At 67.2% G+C, this 21,984-nt stretch carries 21 protein-coding genes; 12 read left to right on the forward strand and 9 right to left on the reverse strand.

Annotated features, from left to right (window positions below; translation table 11 throughout):
• Positions 1 to 29: 29 nt before the first annotated feature.
• From A7W11_RS04235 to A7W11_RS04245, 3 genes are read right to left on the reverse strand one after another with little or no spacing between them, the layout of a single operon-like run.
• Entirely contained in the window at positions 30 to 1,163 is a 1,134-nt protein-coding gene (locus tag A7W11_RS04235; protein ID WP_066408759.1) for an NAD(P)/FAD-dependent oxidoreductase, read from the reverse strand.
• Positions 1,160 to 2,587, reverse strand: coding sequence for an NAD(P)/FAD-dependent oxidoreductase (locus A7W11_RS04240; protein ID WP_066408761.1), 1,428 nt, complete (start codon positions 2,585 to 2,587; stop codon positions 1,160 to 1,162). The genes A7W11_RS04235 and A7W11_RS04240 overlap by 4 nt, the downstream gene beginning before the upstream one ends.
• Complete coding sequence (locus A7W11_RS04245; RefSeq protein WP_082887082.1) at positions 2,584 to 2,946, reverse strand: (2Fe-2S)-binding protein; 363 nt, start codon at positions 2,944 to 2,946, stop codon at positions 2,584 to 2,586. The genes A7W11_RS04240 and A7W11_RS04245 overlap by 4 nt, the downstream gene beginning before the upstream one ends.
• Positions 2,947 to 3,101: 155 nt before the next feature.
• On the opposite strand from A7W11_RS04245, the gene A7W11_RS04250 reads away from it, so the two are divergent.
• On the forward strand, positions 3,102 to 4,046 hold the full coding sequence (locus A7W11_RS04250; RefSeq protein ID WP_066408764.1) for a LysR substrate-binding domain-containing protein: 945 nt from the start codon (positions 3,102 to 3,104) through the stop codon (positions 4,044 to 4,046).
• Positions 4,047 to 4,224: 178 nt separating this feature from the next.
• On the opposite strand, the gene A7W11_RS27880 is transcribed toward A7W11_RS04250, so the two are convergent.
• Complete coding sequence (locus tag A7W11_RS27880; protein ID WP_066408767.1) at positions 4,225 to 4,506, reverse strand: hypothetical protein; 282 nt, start codon at positions 4,504 to 4,506, stop codon at positions 4,225 to 4,227.
• 312 nt (positions 4,507 to 4,818) lie between these two features.
• On the opposite strand from A7W11_RS27880, the gene A7W11_RS04260 reads away from it, so the two are divergent.
• The gene (locus tag A7W11_RS04260) at positions 4,819 to 5,832 is read left to right on the forward strand and encodes an XdhC family protein (RefSeq protein ID WP_066408770.1); all 1,014 of its coding nucleotides are present in this window, start codon (positions 4,819 to 4,821) and stop codon (positions 5,830 to 5,832) included.
• A gap of 5 nt (positions 5,833 to 5,837) precedes the next feature.
• On the opposite strand, the gene A7W11_RS04265 is transcribed toward A7W11_RS04260, so the two are convergent.
• Genes A7W11_RS04265 through A7W11_RS04285 form a run of 5 tightly spaced genes read right to left on the reverse strand, consistent with a single transcriptional unit; the run spans position 5,838 to position 9,862 of the window.
• On the reverse strand, positions 5,838 to 6,383 hold the full coding sequence (locus A7W11_RS04265; protein ID WP_082887084.1) for a MarR family winged helix-turn-helix transcriptional regulator: 546 nt from the start codon (positions 6,381 to 6,383) through the stop codon (positions 5,838 to 5,840).
• 44 nt (positions 6,384 to 6,427) lie between these two features.
• Positions 6,428 to 6,946 (reverse strand): aromatic-ring-hydroxylating dioxygenase subunit beta, encoded by a 519-nt coding sequence (locus A7W11_RS04270; RefSeq protein ID WP_066408772.1) that lies wholly within the window; start codon positions 6,944 to 6,946, stop codon positions 6,428 to 6,430.
• A gap of 14 nt (positions 6,947 to 6,960) precedes the next feature.
• A complete protein-coding gene (locus A7W11_RS04275; RefSeq protein WP_066408779.1) occupies positions 6,961 to 8,250 on the reverse strand; it encodes an aromatic ring-hydroxylating dioxygenase subunit alpha in 1,290 nt (429 codons plus the stop codon).
• 25 nt (positions 8,251 to 8,275) lie between these two features.
• Positions 8,276 to 9,547, reverse strand: coding sequence for an NAD(P)/FAD-dependent oxidoreductase (locus A7W11_RS04280; protein ID WP_066408782.1), 1,272 nt, complete (start codon positions 9,545 to 9,547; stop codon positions 8,276 to 8,278).
• 3 nt (positions 9,548 to 9,550) lie between these two features.
• Positions 9,551 to 9,862: a non-heme iron oxygenase ferredoxin subunit gene (locus A7W11_RS04285; RefSeq protein WP_066408785.1), complete on the reverse strand. Its 312-nt coding sequence runs from the start codon at positions 9,860 to 9,862 to the stop codon at positions 9,551 to 9,553.
• 373 nt (positions 9,863 to 10,235) lie between these two features.
• Here A7W11_RS04285 and A7W11_RS04290 point away from each other — a divergent pair, with 373 nt between their 5' ends.
• From A7W11_RS04290 to A7W11_RS04335, 10 genes are all read left to right on the forward strand, one after another.
• On the forward strand, positions 10,236 to 11,321 hold the full coding sequence (locus A7W11_RS04290) for a TRAP transporter substrate-binding protein (RefSeq protein WP_066129188.1): 1,086 nt from the start codon (positions 10,236 to 10,238) through the stop codon (positions 11,319 to 11,321).
• Positions 11,322 to 11,362: 41 nt separating this feature from the next.
• Positions 11,363 to 13,792, forward strand: coding sequence for a xanthine dehydrogenase family protein molybdopterin-binding subunit (locus tag A7W11_RS04295; protein WP_066408788.1), 2,430 nt, complete (start codon positions 11,363 to 11,365; stop codon positions 13,790 to 13,792).
• Positions 13,789 to 14,676 (forward strand): FAD binding domain-containing protein, encoded by an 888-nt coding sequence (locus A7W11_RS04300; protein ID WP_066408791.1) that lies wholly within the window; start codon positions 13,789 to 13,791, stop codon positions 14,674 to 14,676. The genes A7W11_RS04295 and A7W11_RS04300 overlap by 4 nt, the downstream gene beginning before the upstream one ends.
• Positions 14,673 to 15,863, forward strand: coding sequence for a xanthine dehydrogenase family Fe-S subunit (locus tag A7W11_RS04305; RefSeq protein ID WP_066408794.1), 1,191 nt, complete (start codon positions 14,673 to 14,675; stop codon positions 15,861 to 15,863). The genes A7W11_RS04300 and A7W11_RS04305 overlap by 4 nt, the downstream gene beginning before the upstream one ends.
• A 66-nt stretch (positions 15,864 to 15,929) precedes the next feature.
• Positions 15,930 to 16,937: an ABC transporter substrate-binding protein gene (locus A7W11_RS04310; protein WP_066129201.1), complete on the forward strand. Its 1,008-nt coding sequence runs from the start codon at positions 15,930 to 15,932 to the stop codon at positions 16,935 to 16,937.
• A complete protein-coding gene (locus tag A7W11_RS04315; protein WP_066408798.1) occupies positions 16,934 to 17,722 on the forward strand; it encodes an ABC transporter ATP-binding protein in 789 nt (262 codons plus the stop codon). The genes A7W11_RS04310 and A7W11_RS04315 overlap by 4 nt, the downstream gene beginning before the upstream one ends.
• Positions 17,719 to 18,507: an ABC transporter permease gene (locus tag A7W11_RS04320; protein WP_066408803.1), complete on the forward strand. Its 789-nt coding sequence runs from the start codon at positions 17,719 to 17,721 to the stop codon at positions 18,505 to 18,507. The genes A7W11_RS04315 and A7W11_RS04320 overlap by 4 nt, the downstream gene beginning before the upstream one ends.
• A gap of 46 nt (positions 18,508 to 18,553) precedes the next feature.
• Positions 18,554 to 19,192: a TRAP transporter small permease subunit gene (locus A7W11_RS04325; protein WP_082887085.1), complete on the forward strand. Its 639-nt coding sequence runs from the start codon at positions 18,554 to 18,556 to the stop codon at positions 19,190 to 19,192.
• A 2-nt stretch (positions 19,193 to 19,194) separates the two neighbouring features.
• Complete coding sequence (locus A7W11_RS04330) at positions 19,195 to 20,856, forward strand: TRAP transporter large permease (protein WP_066408809.1); 1,662 nt, start codon at positions 19,195 to 19,197, stop codon at positions 20,854 to 20,856.
• A 135-nt stretch (positions 20,857 to 20,991) separates the two neighbouring features.
• Positions 20,992 to 21,945 carry an amidohydrolase family protein gene (locus A7W11_RS04335; protein ID WP_066408812.1) on the forward strand — a complete coding sequence of 318 codons (954 nt, stop codon included), beginning with the start codon at positions 20,992 to 20,994 and terminating at the stop codon, positions 21,943 to 21,945.
• Positions 21,946 to 21,984: the final 39 nt, after the last annotated feature.

Genomic DNA, 21,984 nt, shown 5'->3' on the forward strand with positions numbered 1-21,984 from the left:
AGGGCTCGCCATTCCGGGCCTTTCCGGGTTCAGGCGGGCGAGCCCTGGAAACGCCCGATGGCGAATGCGTCGATCGGCAGGCTGCTGCGCCGGTCGACCACCAGTTCGCTGACGATGCGCCCGACCACGGGCGACATCTCGAACCCGTGGGCCGAGAAGCCGAAGGCGTGCACCACGTTGCTGGCGCGGCCGCTGTGGCCCAGCACCGGAATGTTGTCCGGCATCACGCCCTCGACACCGGCCCAGGTGCGGTTCACCGGCAAGGTCTTCAGGTGCGGAAACAGGTCGGTCACGGTGACCGCGCTGTTGTACAGCCGCGCCACATCGACGTCGGCCAGGCGTTCACCGGGATTGGCCTCGCAGCGCAGCGCGCCGCCGATCAGCACCGACCCGTTCTCGAACTGCTTGAACGACAGGGGCCGGCCCATGGCGCCCAGCACCGGATCGACAAAGGGCGCGATCTTCTGCGTGATCATCAGCATCAGCCCGGTCGGCTGGACGGGCACGGGCTCGCCCAACTGGCGCGCGAATTCGCCCGCCCAGGCGCCGGCGCAGTTGACCACATGCGTGGCCGAGCAGATCACGCCGCCCGCCTGCGCCACCCAGCGGTCACCCAGGGGTTCGATCTTCTCGACTTTCTGGCCTTCGAACACCTGCACGCCCTGGCGGCGGGCCGCGCCCAGCATGGCCAGCACGGTGCGGTAGGGGTTGGCGTGGCCGTCTTCCTTCGCCCAGATGCCGCCCAGCACGTGGGGCGACATGGATGGCACCAGTTCGCGCACGGCGGTCTGGTCGATCAGCACTTCGTGATGAAAGCCCAGGGCCTGCAGTTCGCCCACGCGCTTGCGAGCAGCCGCCATGTCGGCCTCGGTCTCGGCGACCTTGAGCTGGCCGCTGGCCTCGAAGCCGCAATCGGCTCCGAAAAAGCCGGGCATGTCGACCCAGTATTCGTCACGCGCCACCAGCGACAGCGGGATTTCGGCGACGTGCCGTCCCAGCGTGCGCACGCCGCCCGCATTTACGCCCGAGGCGTGGCGGCCGCTGTACTGCGCTTCCAGCACTACCGTCTTCAGGCCGCGCCGCGCGAGATGCACCGCGCTGGACAGGCCGGCCAACCCGCCGCCGACCACCACCACATCGGCTTCGATACGTTGCGGGCTCATGGCTTTTCTCCTGCTTGGGCGGCGGCGCCGCGCGCCAATTGTTCCAGCGTGATCGGTTTGAGCGGGGGCCGCAGCCGGTAATAACCGACCTGGGCGGGCGATATGCCGCGCGCGTCGGCAACGATCTCGTCCACGGTCAGGCCGCATTGGCGTCCCTGGCACGGGCCCATGCCGCAGCGCAGATAGGACTTGAGCTGATTCGGATCGGGCTGGTCCGTGGCCAGTTGCGCACGGATCGCGCCGGCGCTGACATGTTCGCAACGGCAGGCGATGACGTTGTCGGCAGGCACGCGAATGGCGTCGGGCGGCGTATAGAGCGTGTCGAGAAAGGCGCGGAACGGCGCCTGGCCGGCGATGCGGCGCTGCAGTTCGGCGATGCGCGCATCGCGGGGTTGCGACGCCGCCGACTGGCGCGCCGCGGCGATCGCCAGGCCAGCCAGTTCGCCTTGCAGCGCGGAGGTCCTGGCGCCGACGATGCCCGCGCCGTCGCCCACCACGTAGCAGCCGGACAGGCTGGCCAGGCCGCGGTCATCCACGCGGGGTTTCCAGCAGCGTTGCGTGTCATCCCACGTGTGGTCCAGGCGCAGCGCCTGGCTGTTCTGGATGTTCGGCACCACGCCCTGATGCAGCAGGACGAGGTCGGTCCCGATCCGGTGCGTGCGGCCCGCGGCCTTGAAACGCACGGCCTGCGCCGCTTCCTTGCCTTCGATGACCAGATCCTCGGCATGCTTGTAGCGAGGGATGGCGGCGCGGCGGATCGCCCGCAGCATAGTCATGCCCTTGCGCAGTTCCGCCCAGTTGGCCAGCGCACCGGCCACGTTGCGGGCCGCGCGCAGGTAATGGGCGCGAGGCGTGGTCTCGACGATGGCCTTGATCGAGACGCCCGCGCGCAGATACTGCCAGGCCAGCAGATAGAGCAGGGGGCCGGCGCCGACCAGCACCGCCGGCCGGCTGGGCACCACGCCCTCGGTCTTCAGCAGGATCTGGGCCGCGCCCGCCGTCATCACGCCGGGCAAGGTCCAGCCAGGCACGGGACAGGGGCGTTCCTGCGCGCCGGTGGCCAGCACCAGGGCATCCGTCGTGTAGGTGCGCGGCTGGCCATCGACCAGCGCGAAGACCTGCTTTTCCCGGGTGATCTGCCACACCGACGTGCCACCTTGCAGGCGCGCACCACTGCGGCGGAACCGGTCCAGCAGCGCCAGCCCGGCGCCGTAATCGGGGCCCAGTATCTGGTGCCGCGCCGGATCGGCGGCCTCTACCGCGCGGTAGATCTGGCCGCCCGCGCGGGCCTGTTCGTCCAGCACCAGCACCCGCAGCCCCTGTTCGGCGGCGGCACAGGCAGCGGCCAACCCCGCGGGGCCGGCGCCGATCACCAGGACATCGGCATGGCGGGCGGCGGCCGTCGCATTGACTGCCGCGCTCATGCCGGATCCCCGCCTGGTTCCGTGACGGATCGTCCCGTGCGCACGTTCATGCCCTCGCGCACCACGACCATACAGCTCTGCGTATGGACCTCGCCGTCCACGTCGACCAGGCATTCGAAACAGGCGCCCATCATGCAGTAGGGCGCGCGCGGATCGTTGCCCGCGGGATTGCGTTGGAAGGTTCGCGCGCCACTGCACAGCAGTGCGGTCGCCAGGGTGATGCCGGCAGGTACGCATTGCGGCTGGCCATCGACCGTCACGGTGACGGTGCCACGGGCGCCGGTCGAGGCCTCGAGCCGCCGCCATATGGGTTCGGACGCATTGGCCGAGGATTGATTCGGGTTTTCCCTAGATTCCATAGCAAATAGGTATGTATAGGTTCGCCGGTGCTTCTTTGAGGGTGGCGCCGGAAATTCGCAGGAAAATCGCAACGCAGACCTTGCTTCAGCAGATGCTAAGACCCTGGAAAGCCTATGTACAATTCCTAAACTTCACCTTTCAATGTCTTTTTGCTATGGCTGGCCGCGTCACTTTCCGCCATCTCGAAGCCTTCCGCGCGGTCATGCTGCGCAAGACCGTCACCAGCGCAGCCGAGATGATGCACGTCTCACAACCGGTAGTGACGCGCCTGCTCAATGCCCTGGAAGAACGGCTGGATTTCCGCCTGTTCGAGCGTGTGAAAGGGCGCCTGACGCCCACGGCCCAGGCCCTGTTGCTGTTCGACGAGGTGCAGCGCTCGTTGCGCGGCGTCGATCACGTGCTGGGCGTGGCGCAGGAAATCCGCGACCAGCACTATGGCCGGCTGCACATCGCGGCGGCGCCGGTGATGGCGCTGTCCTTCCTGCCCAAGGTGATCGCCGAATTCTCGCGTACGCGGCCCCGGGTGGCCGTCACGCTGGTCATGCACAGCTCGCGCACGGTGGTGGACATGGTGCTGGGCGAGCAGTGCGACGTGGGTTTCGGCATCCTGCCCGAGGTGTCGCGGGGGCAGTTCGGCGAACTGCTGATGTCGGCGCGGCTGGTCTGTGGGTTGCCGCTGGGACACCCGCTGGCCTCGCGTTCGCGCCTATCGCCCAAGGATCTGGCGGGCGAGCACTTCGTTTCGCATTCGACCATGCTGGACGTGCGGCTGCGCATCGACAGCGTCTTCGCGGCGCATGGCGTGCAGCGGGCGCTGACCATCGAAACGCCCACCTCGCAGTCCATTCTTGCCCTGGTCGAGGCCGGCGCGGGCGTGGCGCTGATCGATCCGCTGACGGCGGCATGCTATCAGGGCGGGAAGTTGCGCTTCCTGCCGTTCGACCCGGTGATCAAGACGGGCTTCTCGATGCTGACGGCACCGGGCCGCTTGCCATCGATGCTGTTGGAGCCGTTCGCGCAAGAAGTCCGGCGCAGTCTGGCGAGCCTGGTGGATCCTGCGATGGTGCTGGAGGGGGATCAGGAGGCGAGGCGAGGGTAGACCGTCTGCCCCCGCCCACGCGCTTACGCCGCCTGGACCAATCCCAACTGCGGCGGCAGGCGTGGCGCCGCTGACCTGCCTGGCCGAATGGCGAATGGGGCTGGCCAGGCGCGCGTTGCGGGAGGGCAAACGGCCGGTGGCGGCCATTGCAAAGACTGGCCAACCAGCCTTGCCGGCTTCACTTGAATTTGGCCCAATGGGCTTCGAGCCAGGCCACCACGTTTGCCTGGGTGCGGACGTCCGCCGGCAGTCCTGTCTGGATCATGCGTTCGGCTTTCAATGCCGCGGCGCGATTGAAGTTGTGCTTGGCGCAGAACCGGTTGAGCAGATAAACGACTTCGTAGATCTCTTTCCGGTTGAACAGGCTGCTGTCCGGCTCTCCCCGGAGTTTCAGGTCATCTCCCCGGGTCGCGCCTTTTGCGTAGGGATATCCGAGCGTATCTGCGGTGATGACTGCCATCGCTTCTCCTGTATTGGTATTCGAAAGCGGTTCGGTTGAATCCCTCTGAACAAAAAGCCGCGCTGTATGCTCCTTTCGTTTGCCAGCCGGGTCAATGGCGGTAACGGTTTGATGCTTTCTGCCCGGCCGATCCCATTTCAAGTCCTCCGTATGCTGACGATTTGGCGCAATTTAGCGATCTGCTGTCCGGACTTGCGTATTGCATCCGGAACGGGCCGACGTATCATGGCTGCATAGACCGTCAGCAAGAGCTTGCCTGGGCATGAATGCTGCCCGCCTCTCATGCAACGGCGGCGCGAATCAAGGGCAAACATGGATACGATCGACACACTGGTGCTGCGTGCCTTGCGGGACTGGCGGATGGCCGGACGGCGGGCGGTACTGGCCACCGTGGTGCGCACCTGGGGGTCGTCGCCACGGCCCGTGGGCGCGATGATGGCGCTTTGCGAAGACGGCGGCGTGGTGGGGTCGGTATCGGGCGGCTGCATCGAGGACGACCTGATCGACCGCTACACCCAGGCCTATGGCCGCGGAGCGATTCCCGGGGGGCCGCCGGAACTGCTGCGCTATGGCGTCAGCGCGGACGAGGCGCACCGTTTCGGACTGCCTTGCGGCGGCACGCTCGAATTGCTGCTGGAGTTCGACCCCGACCCCGGCTCGCTGGACAGGCTGGTCGTCCGCCTCGATAACGGCGAACTGGTGCGCAGAGAGGTGGATTGCCGCGATGGCGCCGTGCAACTGTTCGGCACGGATGCGCCGTGCGACCTGCAATTCGACGGCGCGCGCCTGGCGAATACCTTGGGACCGGGTTATCGCATGCTGCTGATCGGCGCGGGCGCGCTGGCGCAGTATCTGGCCACCATGGCCATCTTCAATGGATTCAAGGTAACCGTGTGCGACCCCCGCGTCGAGCATCGCACCACCTGGGCCATGCCCGACGTACCCCTGCTGACGGAAATGCCCGACGATGTGGTGACGGCGTTCCGGCCGGATTCGCGCACCTGCATCCTGGCGCTGACCCACGACCCCAAGCTGGATGACCTGGCCTTGCTCGAGGCGCTGGAAAGTCCGGCCTTCTACGTCGGGGCCATCGGCTCAAGGCGCAACAGCGCCGCCCGGCGCGCGCGCTTCATGGAGCACTTCGATGCGACCGAGACCTCGCTGGCCAGGCTGCGCGGCCCCATCGGGCTGTATATCGGCAGCAAGACGCCCGCGGAAATCGCCGTCAGCATCATGGCCGAGGTGCTGGCCACCAAGAATGGCGTGGTGCTGGCGCCGGAAATGGACATCGAGGCCGCCAAGGCCTTCCGTGAACTGAACCCCTAGGCTGGTCAGAATGCCCGCAGCAGGGCGCGTCCGTAGTGATTGTTGGATTCGACCAGGATACCCAGCAAGCGCATGAACACCTCGCGGTTGCGGGCATTCAGGGGTTCGAGCAGGCGCGCCTGCGCGCGCGCCATGCCCTCGTGCAGCTCTTCCACGATCTTGGCGCCGGCCTTGGTCAGCTTGGCCTGGCGCGACCGCTTGTCTTCGGGGTTGACGCGACGCTCGAGCAGGCCGCGCTCTTGAAGCCGCTTGATCACATCCGCGGTGGTGGTGCGGTCCAGGCCCACGTCCATGCCGATCTCGGTCTGGTCCATCCAGGGCAGCAGCGACAGCGCGGTCAACACGCCATACTGGACCGGCGTGATGTTCTGCGAATGGCATTCCTCGAAGAACATGGCGTAGTGGATCTGGTTCAGGCGGCGCACCAGGAAGCCCGGGCGCTCCCACAGGACCTCGCGCGCGACGTCTCCGTCCTCGTCCTGGGCGGGCGGGCGTGCGTTGAGGGTTGCCGACTTGCGCGCCGCCAGGGCGGATTTCTTAGGAGACGTCATGCACACTTCCCGTGTGGGCAAAAATAACAGTGTACTGAATAAAGTCAGACGGGATAGACCAGATCGTTGGCCAGGATGTTGGTATCGTAGATCACGTCCCGGCGCTTCAGGCGCAGTGCGCCGTCCTCGCGCACGAACACATCCTGGTACACCCCGGCCAGGTGCACGGTGGTGGGGCCTTCGACCAGGGTCTGCATCAGCAGGAAGCTGGCCTGGGCGGCGATCTCGCCGGCTTGCGTGGCGTCGATGACGCGCACGCCGCTGACGATGTGCAGCAGGTAGCGCGGCGCGAACATCTGCGTGCGCGAGATCGCCACCGCCCGATCATGCATCATGTCGCGGCCTTCGGCGTAGACCAGCCCCACGGGCAGGTTCAGCTCGGCGTTTTCGCGCGCGGTGACGCGGTACACCGCATCCTCGACGAAGAACTCCGGCCAGCGCTCGACATCGCCGCCGTCCAGCGCGGCGCAATATTCGGCGTGGAACAGCTCGATCCCGGCCTTCAACGCCAGCGCCTGCTCCAGCGGCAAGCGGCTGGGCACATAGGTGTTGCTTTGGTTCATCTCGGCAGTTTCCTTCAGAAGCCCATGACCTGACGGTAGTACTGATACATCGAACGGATGGCCGCCTCGGAGATCAGCGTCTCGGAGGTGCCGAGCTTGCCGCTTTCCAGTTTCAGCACGTTCAGGTCGGTGCTCGAACGCCGTACGCCTTCCTGCACGAACTTCATGGCCTCGTTGTCTTCCAGCCCGAGGAATCCGGCGGGGCCCATCAGGTTGCCCTGGCGCAGGCGATGGCGCTGCATCTCTTCCGTGTCGTCCTCGTAACCGAACATGGTCCATTGCATGATCATGCTGTTGGGGCCGTTGGGGATGATGTGGCGCACGCCGAGCGTATTCATCTCGCGCTGCACGATGAGGTTCGGCCAGATGGTCTGCATGGTGACCGACCAGGGCGAATCGAACTCCTTGACGTATTCCAGGAAACGGTCGTCGCGCAGCCGCAAGCCGTCGTGGAACGAGCGCATTTCCTTTTTGTTCTCTTCACTGACCGTGGCGTACTTCTCCTCGCTCTTGGCCGATGCCATGGTGCCGTGACGGCCGTGCACCGTATCCACGGTCATCGCCGACTTGTTGCCGGCCACCAGCAGGCCGAACACCACCAGGAACGAATGCAGCAGGGTCGCGTGGTACGGATCCTTCAGGTTCTCGTGGTACATCTTCCAGTTGCAGGGCAGCTCGTTGCGGTAGTAGCCCAGCAGTTTCAGCGGACGGCCGGGAAATACCGCATCGAAGTCCACCAGCATCTCGGGCGTCAGGTATTCCTCGATCGGCTCGACGTCGTCGGAATACGACGCGAAAATCACGCCGTGGCGCGTGGTGACGTTCAGCTTGCGCAGGCCGTGCTCTTCGTTGCGGAAGTCACGCGGCATGCCGCCGGCCTTGTTCACGCCGCGCTTGAACGGCACCCCCTGCAGATTGCCCTTCAGGTCATAAGACCACTGGTGGTAGGGGCACACGAACTCTTTGGCCTTGCCCTGGCCGTGGCGGCAGAACTCCGCGCCACGGTGCGCACACCGGTTCTCGAAGACATGCAGGCCGCCGTCTTCCGCGCGCGACACCACCACGGGCACGGCGCCCACATACGACCGCTTGTAGCTGCCGGGCTCGGGCACTTCGGCTTCCAGCGCCACATAGTTCCAGGTCTTGCCGCGAAAGATGCGGTCCTGCTCCTGCTCGTAGACCGCCTGGCTGGTATAGACCCAGTCAGGCACGAAATGCAGGGCGTCCTCGGGCCAGGTGCAGTCTTGCAGCGGCGGATCCTTGCGGGCGGGAGTGATGCCGATCACGGTTTGCGATTGATACATGAAAGAGCTCCGATGAGCCGCGCGTTCAGGCGGAACGCTGCAGGCAGGATTTGACGAAAGGCTTCAGGGCGCAGGCAGGATCGGCGAACGCGTGCGCGTCGATGGCGGCCGCCTGCTCGAACAACGGGCGCAGCACGCGCAGGTCGCCACCGGCATTGATGGCCACGCCGTGCACCGGCACGCCCTCGCGCAGGCCCACGGCCAACAGCCTGGGGGCATCGTCGGCGGGCTGCGCCGTGCCTCGCATGACGTACTGCAGGCCCGGTTGCGCAGCGCCCAGGATCTGGATGTTGCAGCCGAGCTGGTCGGTCCAGAACCAGGGGTAGGGCGTCACGGGGCGTTCGGCCTGCAACAGGGAAGCGGCGGCGATGGCGCCGTGCGTGTTGGCGTTCTGCCAGGATTCGGTGCGCACGGCCTGCGCGTCCGGTTCGCGGCATTGGCTGGCGCAATCTCCCGCGGCCCAGACATGCGGGTCCGCCGTGCGGCAGTCCGCGTCCACCAGCACGCCCGCCGTGGCCGCGCACAGGGGCAACCCCGCCGATGACGCCAGTTCGGTATTGGGGACGAGGCCGATGGCCACCAGCACCTGGTCGGCCTCGATCTGGTTGCCGTCGGACAGCGCCAGCGTGGTGCCGGCGGCGGTGGCGCCCGGCACCGCGCCGCAGACCGAGACTTCCAGGCGCACGTCCAGGCCCGCTGCGCGGGCGCGCAACAGCAGCCACTCGCTGAGCACGGGCGGCAGCACCCGTCCCAGCAACGCCGGCGCGCCTTCGATCACGGTGACGGCCGCGCCGCGCTGGCTGGCGGTCCATGCCGCTTCGAGCCCCAGGAATCCGCCGCCGACGACCGCCAGCCGCACGCCCGGGGCCAGGGCGGCGCCCAGCGCCATGGCATCGTCCAGGGTGCGCAGCACATGCACATTGGGCAGGCGCTCTGGCAGCAGCGGCAGGCGCCGCGCGCGGCCGCCGGTGGCCAGCAGGCACGCGTCATACGGCAGGCGCCTGCCATCGGCCAGTACGACTTCGCGCTGCGCGCGGTCCAGCGCGCTGGCCACGGCCCCCGAGACCACGCGGATGTCGTGGTCCGCGTAGTACTGCGCCGGGTGCAGGCGCCCCACGCCGGCATCGACGCCCGCGCCCAGGGCTTCCTTGGACAGGGGCGGGCGTTCGTACGGCAGGTGCGCCTCGTCGCCCACCAGCGTAATGACGCCGGCGTAGCCCCGTTCGCGCAGCGTGCGCGCGGCGACGGCGCCGGCCTGTCCCGCGCCGACGATCACGATGGAGGCGGGTACGGCCATCGTTCAGGCCTCCAGTTGCGCAAAGATCGCGCCATCCTCGACACGCACCGGGTACACGCTGATCGGAACGGTCGCCGGCGCGCACTCCGGCTCGCCGGTACGCAGATTGAAACGGGCCTGATGCAGAGGGCATTCGACGCAGCCGTCTTCCACATACCCCTCGGCCAGCATGGCGTGGCCATGGGTACAGACACCGTCGGACAGAAAGTACTCGCCATCGCATTTGTAGAGGGCCAGTTGCATCTGGCCGACGGTCAGCGCGATGGCGCTGTCGTCATCGACCTGATCGGTGGAGGCGATGCGTATCCAGTTCATGGTTTTCTCCGGCAATTAATCAGTACACTGAGCAAAGTCTAGCAGCGATGCATCGATTCTTCCAGCGTTTGTGGCAGGAATGAACTACGGGAAAACACGGGGCTCCGCGGGGCGTACAACACTGGTGCAGGCATGCATTTTCCTGGGCATCGCATGCGCCGATACGGTGCGTGAAAAACGCCGGAAATTTGTCCGCATGCTGAGGATTCAACCTATTGACGAACCTGCAAAGTAATCAGCATACTGATTAATAGCACGACGGCTGACAGTCAGTGCGATGCGCTTCACGCGAGATGGCACGATCCTTGCATGGGTAAGGTTGCCGCTCGCAGACCAGGGCCGGTCGGCCTCACGAATCAAGGGGAATTGAGTTATGCAACGTCGTCGTTTCCTGACCCAGGCGGCAGGTATGGGAGCCGCCATCGCGGCCGTTCCGGCAATTGCGCAGGAAGGCGCCACTGTGCGCTGGCGCATGTCCACCAGTTGGCCCAAGAGCCTGGACGCCATGTACGGCTCGGCCGACGAACTGGCCAAGCGCGTATCCGAACTGACGGGCGGAAAATTCGAGATCCGCGTCTTTCCCGCGGGCGAGATCGTGCCGCCGGCGCAGAACATGGACGCCGTCAGCAACGGCACCGTGGAATGCAACCACGTGCTGAGCACCTTCCACCTGGGCAAGAACACCGCGCTGGCGTTCGACACCGGCCTGTCGTTCGGCCTCAGTGCGCGGCAGCACAACGCATGGATCCACTACGGCGGCGGCCTGGAAAAGCTGCGGGCCCTCTACAAGAAATACAACATCGTCAATCACGTCTGTGGAAACGTCGGCGTGCAGATGGGCGGCTGGTTCCGCCGCGAGATCAAGACGGTCGATGACCTGAAAGGCCTGAAGATGCGCATCGGCGGCATCGGCGGCATGGTGCTGTCCAAGCTGGGCGCGATTCCTCAGCAGATTCCGCCGGGCGATATCTACCCCTCGCTGGAGAAGGGCACGATCGACGCGGCCGAGTGGATCGGTCCTTACGACGATCTCAAGCTGGGCCTGAACAAGGTGGCCCCGTTCTACTACTCGCCGGGCTGGTTCGAGGGCAGCGCGTCCATCACCACCATGGTCAACGCCGCGGCCTGGGCCGCGCTGCCGCCGCTGTTCAAGGCCGCCTTCGAGTGCGCATGCTCCGAACAGACCATGAAGATGCTGGCCAAGTACGACGCCAGCAATCCCGGCGCGATGAAGTCGCTGCTGGCGGGCGGCGCCAAGCTGTCGTTCTTCCCGCGCGACGTGATGGACGCCGCCTACAAGGCGTCGCAGGAACTCTGGAAGGAACAGGTCGCGGCCAATGCCGATTTCGCGGCGCTGTTCCCGCAGTGGTCGGAATTCCAGCGTGACCAGGCCAGCTGGTTCCGCGTGGCCGAAAGCGCGCTGGACAATTACACGTTCCAGGCGGTGACGCGTCGTTGAGCCACGGCCGGCCAGCCGTCTCATCACCATAGAGGTGTTTCATGCAAGACAAGCCCCACGCCGCCCACGGCGCCAAGCCCCAAGGCGTCGGCGCGCGTGTTCCCCGCAAGGAGGACACGCGCCATCTCATGGGCCGCGGCCAGTTCGTCGGCGACATGTCCATGCCCGGCCTGCGCGAGGTCGCCTTCCTGCGCAGCCCGCTGGCCCATGCCCGCGTGGCCGATGTCCGCATCCCGCCGGCGCTGGACGGCAAGGTGTTCACGCGTGAGCACATGCAGGTGCTGGACATCGTGGCCGACTCGACGCTGCCGACGTACCAGCGTTCGGCCCAGCCGCCGCTGGCGCGCGGCAAGGTGCGCTTCGTCGGCGAACCGGTGGTCATGGCGGTGGCGGCCACGCGCGCCGAGGCCGAAGACCTGATCGAAGAAGTCGGCGTGGATTACGACGAGCTGCCGGTCTACGCCAGTGCCCAGGCCGCGTTGGCCGCGCAGGGCGATCTGGTGCATGAGGAATGGCGCGACAATCTCTTCGTCACGCTGAAGGCCGAGAAGGATTTCGCGCCCGAGCAACTGGACGCGCCCGTGGTGGTGCGACGGCGCGTCGAACTGGCGCGCCAGTGCATGGTTCCCATGGAAGGCAAGGCGGTGCTGGCGTACTGGGATCACCGGGAAGACCAGTTGGTGGTGGTCAGCGCGACCCAGGTGCCGCACATGATCCGCACCGGCTTGGCGCAATGCCTGGAACTGGACCAGGCCAAGGTGCGTGTCATCTCTCCGGACGTGGGCGGCGCCTTCGGCTACAAGTGCGTGCTGCAGCAGGAAGAGCTTTGCGTGGCCTGGCTGGCCAAGACTTACAAGAAACCGTTCCGCTATCTCGAGGACCGCCGCGAACACCTGATCGCTGGCGCCAACACGCGCGAACACGACTACGAACTGACGGCCTATGCCGACCGCGACGGACGCCTGCTGGCCCTGGACGCCCACATCGTCATCGATGGCGGCGCCTATTCGGTCTGGCCGTTCACCATCGGCCTGGAGCCCGGGCAGGCCACCGGCAATCTGCCTGGGCCCTACGACTTCCAGCGCTACCGCTGCCTCACCCAGTGCGTGGCCACCAACAAGCCGGGCTTCGTCCCTTATCGCGGCGTGGCCCGCACCGGCGTCTGCTTCGCCATCGAACTGATGATGGACAGCATTGCCTACCAGGTCGGCAAAGAGCCCTGGGAGGTGCGCATGCTGAATCTGGTCAAGCCCGAACAGATGCCCTACGTGAACGTGGCGAACAAGCATTTCGACAGCGGCGACTATCCGGCCAGCCTGCGGCGCGCATTGCAGATGATCGACGCGCCCGCGGTACGCCGACGCCAGGCGCAGGCCGAGGCCGATGGACGGCTGATCGGGCTGGGCGTGGCGACCTATACCGAGCAGTCCGCGCACGGTACCTCGGTCTTCGCGGCCTGGGGCACGCCCGTGATTCCTGGCTATGACCAGGCGGCGGTGAAGATCACGCCCGATGGCGGCCTGGAGGTTCGCGTGGGCGTGCATTCGCACGGGCAGGGCATGGAGACCACGTTCGCGCAGATCGCCAACGAAGTCCTGGGCACCGATATTTCGCGCATCAAAGTGCTGCACGGCGACACCGGCCAGACGCCGTTCTCGACCGGCACCTACGCTTCGCGCGCCCTGGTGATGTCGGGAGGCGCGGTGTCGCAGGCCTGCAAGCGCCTGGCGCCGCGCCTGCTGCACATCGGCGCGCACATGCTGAACGCGACGCCCGACCGGGCCGAGTTGCGCGACGGATCGGTCTGGGTGGGCGAGCACTCGGTCAGCGTGCGCGAGATCGCCGACGCCTGGTACATCAACCCGCACAAGCTGCCCAGGGACGCGGACATCGGCGGCCTGGAGACCACGGTGGGCTACAAGCCCAAGGTGGACACCGGCTCGTTCACCTACGCCAGCCATGCGGCGGTGGTGGCGCTGGACCCGGGCACGGGCGCCGTCGAGATCCTCGATTACGTCGCGGTCGAAGACTGCGGCACCATGATCAACCCCATGGTGGTCGAGGGCCAGACCTTCGGCGGCATCGCCCAGGGCCTGGGGACGGCGCTCTACGAAGAAACCCCTTACGACGAGAACGGCCAGCCGCTGGCCTCGACGTTCGCCGACTACGTCATGCCCGGCGCGACCGAAGTCCCGTCCATCCGGATCGACCATTTCGAGACCCCGTCGCCGCACACGGAATTCGGCGCCAAGGGCATGGGCGAGGGCGGCGCGATCGCCCCTCCCGCCGTCATCTACAACGCGGTCAACGACGTGCTGCACCGGCTGCACGCGCCGCTGGTGCACCGCACGCCGCTGACGCCCCGGCGCCTGATGCACGCGCTGGCCGGGGCGGGCCGCGCGGCCGTCGCACCGGCGGGATCTTCGTCCGTCGCAACGCCGTCCGACGCCCTGATGGAGGTGGGCCAGTGAAAGCAGCCCGTTTCGATTACGCCCGCCCCGCCAGCCTGGCGGATGCGCTGAAGGGCCTGATGACCGCCGGACACGGGGCCAAGCCCATGTCGGGCAGCCAGTCGCTGGGGCCGATGCTGAACCTGCGCCTGGCCCGGCCCGGCGCCGTGGTGGATGTGTCCGGCGTCGCGGAATTGCGCAAGGTGGAGCAACGGGGCGAGCGCCTGCGGGTGGGCGCGGCGGTGACGCATGCCGAGATCGAGGATGGCGTGCACGCGCCGCTCAGGAACCATCCCATGCAGGGCGTGGCCGGGCGCATCGCCTACCGGGCGGTGCGCAACCGGGGCACGCTGGGCGGCAGCCTGGCCCACGCCGACCCGGCGGCGGACTGGGTGGTGGTGTGCGCCGGCCTGGGCGCCAGGCTGGAGATCGCGGATGCCGACGGCGCAGTGCGCCACGAGACCGTGCAGCGCTTCATGGCGGGCGCCTACACCACCTCGCTCCAGGAGGGCGAACTGATCGTGGCGGTGGACGTGCCGGCCGCCAGCGCCGACAGCCGCTTCGGCTACTACAAGTTCTGCCGCAAGACGGGCGAGTTCGCGGAGGCCAGTTGCGTGGCCTGGTTCGATCCCCGCAGCCGCACCGCGCGTCTCGTGCTGGGCGCGCTCGACGCCACGCCGCGGTCGCTGACGGCGCTGGCGCAGGCCTGTGCGCGGCAGGGCGGGGCGGCGGTGACCGCGGCGGCGGTACGCGGCGCGGTCGAACAGGCCCTGCCCGAAAAGGATGCGGTCGAACGCCGCCTGTACGAAACCGTGGTGGCCCGCTGCCTGGCCCAGGCGCTGGGCACGCCCGCCAACCTGATCGATGACATGCCGCCCCGCGGGGCCGGCGAGGCAAAGCCATGAGTCTGGTTTCAATGAAAGTCAACGGCGAAGCCGTGTGCCATGACGTCCCGGCGCGCATGCACCTGGGCGACTACCTGCGCGACGAGGCGCGCCTGACGGGCACGCATCTGGGATGCGAGCACGGCGTATGCGGGGCGTGCACCGTGCTGGTGGACAACCGGCCGGTCCGGTCCTGCATCACCTTCGCGGTCGCCTGCGAGGCACGCGAGGTCGTCACGGTCGAAGGCTACGACGAGGATCCGGTGATGCGCCGCCTGCGTGCCGCCTTCACCGCCCACCACGCCCTGCAGTGCGGTTTCTGTACGCCGGGCATGCTGGCCACCGCGCGCGACATCGCGCTGCGCCTGCCCGACGCCGACGAGAAGCGCGTGCGTATCGAGCTGTCCGGCAACCTGTGCCGCTGCACGGGCTATATGGGAATCGTGGCGGCAGTCCTCTCGGTGTTGCACGACCTGCGGGAACAACCCGATCCGGCCGTCGAGGCATTGCGCCGCGCACTGCCCGTCGCGCCGCCGCTGGCCGCGCTCGCGGACAGGCCGCTGCAGGTCTTCGAAGCGCGCCACGACGAGGACGAGGTCGCCGCGCCCACGCCGCCGGGCAGGCCCGCCGCCGGCGGCGCCAGGGAAGGAAAGGGCAAGGGGCAGCACATCGACGGCGAATTCAGCGTCCCGTTCCCGCCGGACGAGGTATGGACGTTCATGGTGGATCTGCCGCGCGTGGCGGGATGCCTGCCCGGCGCGCAGATCGTCTCCCGGCAGGGCGATGAAGTCCAGGGCCGGATCGGCATCAAGTTCGGTCCGATGCAGGCGGCGTTCGAAGGCAAGGCCACGCTCGAACGCGATGACGCGGCGCGCGCCGCCATCCTGCGCGGGGCGGGCAAGGATACGGTCAGCCAGTCGCGCGCCCAGGGCGACATCGGATACCGCCTGGAACAGGACGGGCAGGGCACCCGCGTCGTCATCGACATGGATTACGCCCTGCAAGGACCGCTGGCGCAGTTCTCGCGCTCCGGCCTGGTGCAGGATTTCGTACGCCGCATGATCGCCGAGTTCGGCCGCAACGTGGCCAGGCGCATGCAGAACCCCGACGCCGCCGATGACGCGCCGGTGGCCGCCCTCAATCCCCTTGCCCTGTTCTTCGGGGTGCTGAAGGACCGCATCATGCGCCTGTTCCGACGCCGGACGTAGCCCGGCCCCGATTCACCCCGGTTTTCCTGTTGGTTTTCAGATATCCCGTTTTTGTTGGGAGGCACCATGTCGCTCATACGCAAGCCATTCCTGTTGTGGGCCGCCCTGGCCAGCCTGCTGCTGGCAGGCCCTGGGCAGGCCGCCGAGACCGTCCGCGTCCGCCTGGACTGGACGCCCTGGGGCGTGCATGCGCCGTTTCATCTGGCTGCCCGGAAAGGCTGGTTCAAAGAGGCGGGGCTCGACGTCCAGCTCGAAGACGGCAATGGTTCCGTGACCACCGTGCAGATCGTCGGCAACGGCGACTCCTTCGACGTCGGTCATGCCGCGCTGGCCTCCATGATGGTCGCGCGCGACAAGGGATTGCCCGTCAAGGCGCTGGCGGTGTTCGCGCGCCAGGGCGACATCGGCGTGCTGGTGCCGGCGGACTCGGGCATCGATGGTCCCGCGGGCCTGAAGGGCAAGAAGGTGGCCTACACCGCCGGTTCGCTCGAAGCGCCATTCATCGATGCCTTCCTGGCTCATGGCAAGCTGCGCCGCGACGATCTGGAATTGATCAACGTGGATGCCGCCGGCAAGGCCAGCACGTATGCGGTGGGGCGCGCCGACGCGGCCTTCTCGACCATTCCGTTCTTCCTGCCGGTGGTGTCCCAGAGCCGCGCCTCGCGCGCCGTGCGCTTCGCGGATTACGGCCTGCACATGCCGGGCTTCGGGCTGTTCGCCAGCGAAAGCAAACTGGCGCAGCGGGGCGAGGTGCTGGGGCGCTTCGCCGGCGTGGTCGCCGCCGCGTGGGAATACATCTATGCCGGCCACCAGGACGAGGCGGTCGCCGCGATCCTGGCGGCGCGTCCGCAGGCCCGGCTGAACGCCGACGTTCTGCGTGGCCAGATCGACGCGTTGCGCGACTACTTCGGACCGCTGGACGGCGCGCGGATCGGGCCGCCGGTGGCGCAGGACTGGATCCAGGCCGTCCAGACCCTGTCCTCGGTCGGCCTGGTGTCCGCGCAACGCCCCGCGGCCGACTACTACGCCGAGGGCCGCATGGTCCTGCATGCTCCCTACGGAAGCGCCAAATGAGCGACATCACGATCGCCGCGCGCGGCGTGGGCAAGCGTTACGAAGGCGAGCGCGGGGTGCAGGCGCTGGCCGGCGTCGACGTGCAGGTGCCGGCGGGACGATTCGTCAGCCTTCTGGGCCCCAGCGGCTGCGGCAAGAGCACGTTCCTGCGCTGCGTGGCCGGACTGGAATCCATCACCGAAGGCAGCCTGGCTGTCTATGGCCAGCCGGTCCGCGGCGCGCCGGAAGGCATCGGTTTCGTCTTCCAGCGCGATGCGTTGCTGGAATGGCGCTCCATCCGCGACAACATCCTGCTGCCTATCGAATTCGCCGGCAAGAAGCGCCAGGATTACCAAGCCAAAGTGGACGCCCTGCTGGACATGACGGGCCTGTCGGCCTTTGCCGGCAGCTACCCCCGCGAGTTGTCGGGCGGCATGCGGCAGCGGGCGGCGATCTGCCGCGCGCTGGTGGATGCCCCCCGTCTGCTGCTGATGGACGAACCTTTCGGCGCGCTCGATGCCATGACGCGCGACCAGATGAACGCCGAGTTGCAGCGCCTCTGGCTGGGCACGCGCAATACCGTGCTGTTCGTCACGCACGGCATTGCCGAGGCCGTATTCCTGGGCGACGAGGTGATGGTGTTCTCTGCCCGGCCGGGCACGGTGCGGGAGGTGATCACGATCGGCCTGCCGCGGCCACGGCCGCTGTCGATCCGGGAGACGCCCGAGTTCGGCGCGTACGTATCGCGATTGCGCGGGCTCTTCCAGGAAATGGGCCTGTTCCAGGAGCCGGAGGTGGCGCGATGACAGCCCCGCGTTCCGGCCCGGCGCCCCGCAAGGGCGCCATCGGCAAGCTCGCCGCCGGCGCCGTGTCCATCGCGGCGATGCTGCTGTTGTGGGAAGCGGCGGGGCGGTTGCTGCACGTGCGGCCCATCATGCTGCCGCTGCCCTCGGCCGTGCTGGCCGACCTGGCCAAGGATTGGCACTGGTATCTGGACCACGCGCTATACACCCTTTTCACTACGCTGTGCGGCTTCGTGCTGTCGGTCGTCGGCGGCGTGGCCATCGCGCTGTTGCTGGTCGGATCGAGCGGGTTCGCGCGCTTCGGGTATCCGCTGATCGTGGCGCTGAACAGCGTCCCCAAGGTCGCCGTCGCGCCGCTGTTCGTGATCTGGATGGGCACGGGCGCGGAACCCAAGGTGGCCATCGCCTTCCTGATCGCCGTGTTCGCCATCATCGTCGACGCCGCCCACGGCCTGCGATCGGTGCCGCAGGACGTCCAGGACCTGGGCCGCGTGCTGCGAGGCTCGTGGCTGCAATTCTTCCTGAAAGTCCGGCTGCCCGCCGCGTTGCCCTCGCTGGTGGCCGGCATGAAAGTCGCGATTTCGCTGGCGCTGGTCGGCGCCATCGTCGGCGAATTCGTCTCGTCGCAGCGCGGCCTGGGCTACGTAATCATGAGCGCGCAGGGCACCTTCGACACCGTGCGGGTATTCGCCGCGCTGTTCGTGCTGGCGGCGCTCGGCCTGTTGCTCTATGGCGCGCTGGCATGGATCGAGCGGCGCGCCATGCCCTGGCGCGCCGCCGACCACTGACGGCTCGCGCCCACCGATTCCATTGTTTTCAAGATCAGAGACTGCCATGCAATCCTTGCTCCGCCTCTCTCGCATGATCGATGCACTGAACGTCCGGGTAGGACGGATCGTGGCCTGGTTGATCCTGGCCATGGTGCTGATCAGCGCGGCGAACGCCTTCGGGCGAAAGTTCTTCCACGCCAGCTCCAACGCCTGGCTGGAGATCCAGTGGTACATGTTCGGCGCCTTGTTCCTGCTGGCGTCCGGCTACTGCCTGCTGCGCAACGACCACGTGCGCGTGGACATCATCGCGCAGCGTTTCTCGCCACGCACGCAGGTGCGCCTGGAGATCTTCGGCATCCTGTTCTTCCTGCTGCCGGGCTGCACCATGATCATGTGGCTGGCATGGCCCATGTTCTGGGAGTCCTATACCAGCGGCGAGATGTCCTCCAACTCGGGGGGGCTGATCCGCTGGCCCGCCAAGCTGCTGGTGCCCGTCGGTTTCACGTTGCTGATTGCCGCCGCGCTGTCGCACCTGGTCAAGTGCGTCGGCTTCCTGCGGGGCGCGTGCGGCGATCCGCGCCAGCGCGAAGCCACGGCCGACGAAAAGGCGCTGGCCGAGGAGATCGCGGCACGCCTCGGGGAACACGGCGTGCCCGCCGGGCAGACGGCGCCGTCCGGCAAGCAGGCAGGGAAGGCGGACTGACCATGGAATTCTTCATCGACAACCTGGCGCCCATCATGTTCGCCACCTTGATCGTGCTGCTGCTGTCGGGATTCCCGGTGGCCTTCGCGCTCATGGCCAATGGCATCCTGTTCGGCCTGATCGGCATGGAACTGGGCCTGCTGTCGCCCGCGCTGTTCCAGGCCCTGCCGCAACGCGTCTTCGGGGTGGTGTCCAACGACACCCTGCTGGCCTTGCCGTTTTTCACGTTCATGGGGCTGATCCTCGAACGGTCGGGCATGGCCGAGGAATTGCTGGAAACAGTCGGCCAATTGTTCGGGTCGGTGCGCGGCGGCCTGGCCGTGGCGGTGGTGGCCGTAGGCGCCGTCCTGTCGGCCACCACGGGCGTGGTGTCGGCCTCGATCATCTCGATGGGGTTGATCTCGTTGCCCATCATGCTGCGCTACGGGTATGACCGCAGACTGGCGACCGGCGTCATTGCCGCCTCGGGCACGCTGTCGCAGATCATCCCGCCATCGCTGACGCTGATCATCCTGGCCGACCAATTGGGCCGCTCGGTGGGCGACATCTACCGGGGCGCCATCCTGCCCGGCCTGCTGATGATCGTCATGTACATGGCCTATGTGCTGTTCCTGACATGGGCACGCCCTTCCGCCGGCCCGGCCATGCCCGCCAGCGCCCGCCAGACGGCCGAACCCAGCGGCGCTTCCGGCACGCGGTCGCTGATCGTGCTGATGCTGCTGTCCAGTCTGTCCGCCTACTTTCTGGCGGTGGAGGTGCTGGACCCGGATGCGCCGGTCGACGAGACCGTGGTGGTGTCCATCCTCTGCTGGGGCACGGTCGCCTTCGCGGCTGCGTCGGTCAACCGCGTGCTGCGCCTGGGCCTGCTGTCCGGAATCGCCGAGCGCGTCACGTTCGCGCTGATCCCGCCGCTGGCGCTGATCTTCCTGGTGCTGGGCACCATCTTCATCGGCCTGGCCACGCCCACCGAGGGCGGGGCGATGGGCGCTGTCGGCGCCTTGGTCATGGCGATCGCCAAGCGCCGCCTGACGCTGCCGCTGCTCAAGCAGGCCATGGATTCCAGCACGCGGCTGACCTGCTTCGCGCTGTTCATCCTGATCGGCTCGACCGTGTTCGGCCTGACTTTCCGCGCCGTCAACGGCGACCTCTGGGTCGAACACCTGCTGGTGTCCGTGCCGGGCGGGGAGACCGGCTTTCTGGCCTTCGTGATGATCTTCGTCTTTATCGCGGCGTTCTTCCTGGATTTCTTCGAGCTGGCGTTCATCGTCGTGCCCCTGCTGGCGCCGGTGGCCGACAAGCTGGGCATCGACCTGATCTGGTTCGGCGTGCTGCTGGCCCTGAACATGCAGACCTCGTTCATGCACCCGCCGTTCGGGCTGGCGCTGTTCTATCTGCGTTCGGTGGCCCCACGCGAGGACTACCGCGACCGGGTCACGGGCCACGTCATTCCCAAGGTGACGACCGGCCAGATCTATTGGGGCTCCCTCCCGTTCATCGGCATCCAGCTGCTGCTGGTGCTGATCGTTCTTTGCTTTCCCTCGCTGGTGACGCACGACAAGGATGACGTCGTGAAGACCGACACCAAAGATGTGAGGATCGAAATGCAGGGAGGAGGCTTCGACAGCAATTACGGCGGGGAAATGAGCAACCCCTTCGGCAATTGAGAACACCGGCCGCCGCCAAGTGGGGAAGGGCGGCCGGCCACAGGACATAAGCCGGGCCAGCCGGTTGCCGATTCTCGGCGCGGCGCGGCCTGAATATTCAGTGCACTGACCATAAACAGGACAAGAGGTAGAACCATGCGCAAGATCGCTTTCGAGGAGCACTACACCGCGCCGGGCTTCCAGGACTATTCCAAAGTCTTCGCCCAGCACATCGACGCGCAATCGCTGGCCGAACTGGGGCGCCGGCTGACCGACTTCGACCAGTTGCGCCTGCAGGACATGGACGAGAACGGCATCGACTACGTCATCCTGTCCCAGACGGGGCCCGGCGTGCAGGCCGAGCGGGACCCCGTGGTGGCGTTGCGCCGCGCCCGCGAGAACAACGATTTCCTGGCCGAACGCGTGGCGCGCAACAGCCGCCGCTACGGCGGCTTCGCCGTGGTGCCCATGCACGATCCGCGCGTGGCGGCCGACGAACTGGAGCGCACCGTGCGCGGCTATGGCTTCAAGGGCGCGCTGATCAACGGCCACACCAACGGCACGTATTACGACGGCCGTGAATACGACGCCTTCTGGGAGCGCGTGCAGGCGCTGGACGTGCCGATCTATCTGCACCCGTGCGACGCCTTTGTGATGCCGCACGCCTACACGGGCCATCCCGCCATCGAACGGGCCACATGGGGCTGGGGGGTGGAGACCGCCACGCACGCCTTGCGCCTGCTGTTCGGCGGCGTGTTCGACCGTTTTCCGCGGGTCAAGCTGATCCTCGGCCACATGGGCGAAGGGTTGCCGTTCCAGCGCTGGCGCTTCGACAGCCGCTTCGCGGTCTACCCCCACGGCGTCACGCTCGACCGCATGCCGTCGGCCTATCTGGGAACGAACATCCTGATCACCACCTCGGGCGTGTGTTCGCATCCGACGCTGATCGGGGCCATCGCCGAGATGGGCGCCGAGGCGGTGATGTTCTCCGTCGACTACCCCTACGAGTCCAGCGCGATCGCCTCGCGATTCATCGACACCGCGCCGCTGGACGACGCCACCCGCGCCCTGGTTTGCCACGGCAACGCGGAACGCCTCTTCAAGCTCTGACCCATACCCGACCCGATTGCCCATTCCCGGAGGAGCAAC

The organism is Bordetella ansorpii (genome assembly GCF_900078315.1).
In the GTDB taxonomy this organism is placed as follows: domain Bacteria; phylum Pseudomonadota; class Gammaproteobacteria; order Burkholderiales; family Burkholderiaceae_B; genus Bordetella; species Bordetella ansorpii.

What these genes read in the sequence shown, in the direction of transcription:
- A7W11_RS04235 (WP_066408759.1), bottom strand. Translation starts at nt 1,163, where the DNA reads ATGAGCCCGCAACGTATCGAAGCCGATGTGGTGGTGGTCGGCGGCGGG.
- A7W11_RS04240 (WP_066408761.1), bottom strand. Translation starts at nt 2,587, where the DNA reads ATGAGCGCGGCAGTCAATGCGACGGCCGCCGCCCGCCATGCCGATGTC.
- A7W11_RS04245 (WP_082887082.1), bottom strand. Translation starts at nt 2,946, where the DNA reads ATGGAATCTAGGGAAAACCCGAATCAATCCTCGGCCAATGCGTCCGAA.
- A7W11_RS04250 (WP_066408764.1), top strand. Translation starts at nt 3,102, where the DNA reads ATGGCTGGCCGCGTCACTTTCCGCCATCTCGAAGCCTTCCGCGCGGTC.
- A7W11_RS27880 (WP_066408767.1), bottom strand. Translation starts at nt 4,506, where the DNA reads ATGGCAGTCATCACCGCAGATACGCTCGGATATCCCTACGCAAAAGGC.
- A7W11_RS04260 (WP_066408770.1), top strand. Translation starts at nt 4,819, where the DNA reads ATGGATACGATCGACACACTGGTGCTGCGTGCCTTGCGGGACTGGCGG.
- A7W11_RS04265 (WP_082887084.1), bottom strand. Translation starts at nt 6,383, where the DNA reads ATGACGTCTCCTAAGAAATCCGCCCTGGCGGCGCGCAAGTCGGCAACC.
- A7W11_RS04270 (WP_066408772.1), bottom strand. Translation starts at nt 6,946, where the DNA reads ATGAACCAAAGCAACACCTATGTGCCCAGCCGCTTGCCGCTGGAGCAG.
- A7W11_RS04275 (WP_066408779.1), bottom strand. Translation starts at nt 8,250, where the DNA reads ATGTATCAATCGCAAACCGTGATCGGCATCACTCCCGCCCGCAAGGAT.
- A7W11_RS04280 (WP_066408782.1), bottom strand. Translation starts at nt 9,547, where the DNA reads ATGGCCGTACCCGCCTCCATCGTGATCGTCGGCGCGGGACAGGCCGGC.
- A7W11_RS04285 (WP_066408785.1), bottom strand. Translation starts at nt 9,862, where the DNA reads ATGAACTGGATACGCATCGCCTCCACCGATCAGGTCGATGACGACAGC.
- A7W11_RS04290 (WP_066129188.1), top strand. Translation starts at nt 10,236, where the DNA reads ATGCAACGTCGTCGTTTCCTGACCCAGGCGGCAGGTATGGGAGCCGCC.
- A7W11_RS04295 (WP_066408788.1), top strand. Translation starts at nt 11,363, where the DNA reads ATGCAAGACAAGCCCCACGCCGCCCACGGCGCCAAGCCCCAAGGCGTC.
- A7W11_RS04305 (WP_066408794.1), top strand. Translation starts at nt 14,673, where the DNA reads ATGAGTCTGGTTTCAATGAAAGTCAACGGCGAAGCCGTGTGCCATGAC.
- A7W11_RS04310 (WP_066129201.1), top strand. Translation starts at nt 15,930, where the DNA reads ATGTCGCTCATACGCAAGCCATTCCTGTTGTGGGCCGCCCTGGCCAGC.
- A7W11_RS04315 (WP_066408798.1), top strand. Translation starts at nt 16,934, where the DNA reads ATGAGCGACATCACGATCGCCGCGCGCGGCGTGGGCAAGCGTTACGAA.
- A7W11_RS04320 (WP_066408803.1), top strand. Translation starts at nt 17,719, where the DNA reads ATGACAGCCCCGCGTTCCGGCCCGGCGCCCCGCAAGGGCGCCATCGGC.
- A7W11_RS04325 (WP_082887085.1), top strand. Translation starts at nt 18,554, where the DNA reads ATGCAATCCTTGCTCCGCCTCTCTCGCATGATCGATGCACTGAACGTC.
- A7W11_RS04330 (WP_066408809.1), top strand. Translation starts at nt 19,195, where the DNA reads ATGGAATTCTTCATCGACAACCTGGCGCCCATCATGTTCGCCACCTTG.
- A7W11_RS04335 (WP_066408812.1), top strand. Translation starts at nt 20,992, where the DNA reads ATGCGCAAGATCGCTTTCGAGGAGCACTACACCGCGCCGGGCTTCCAG.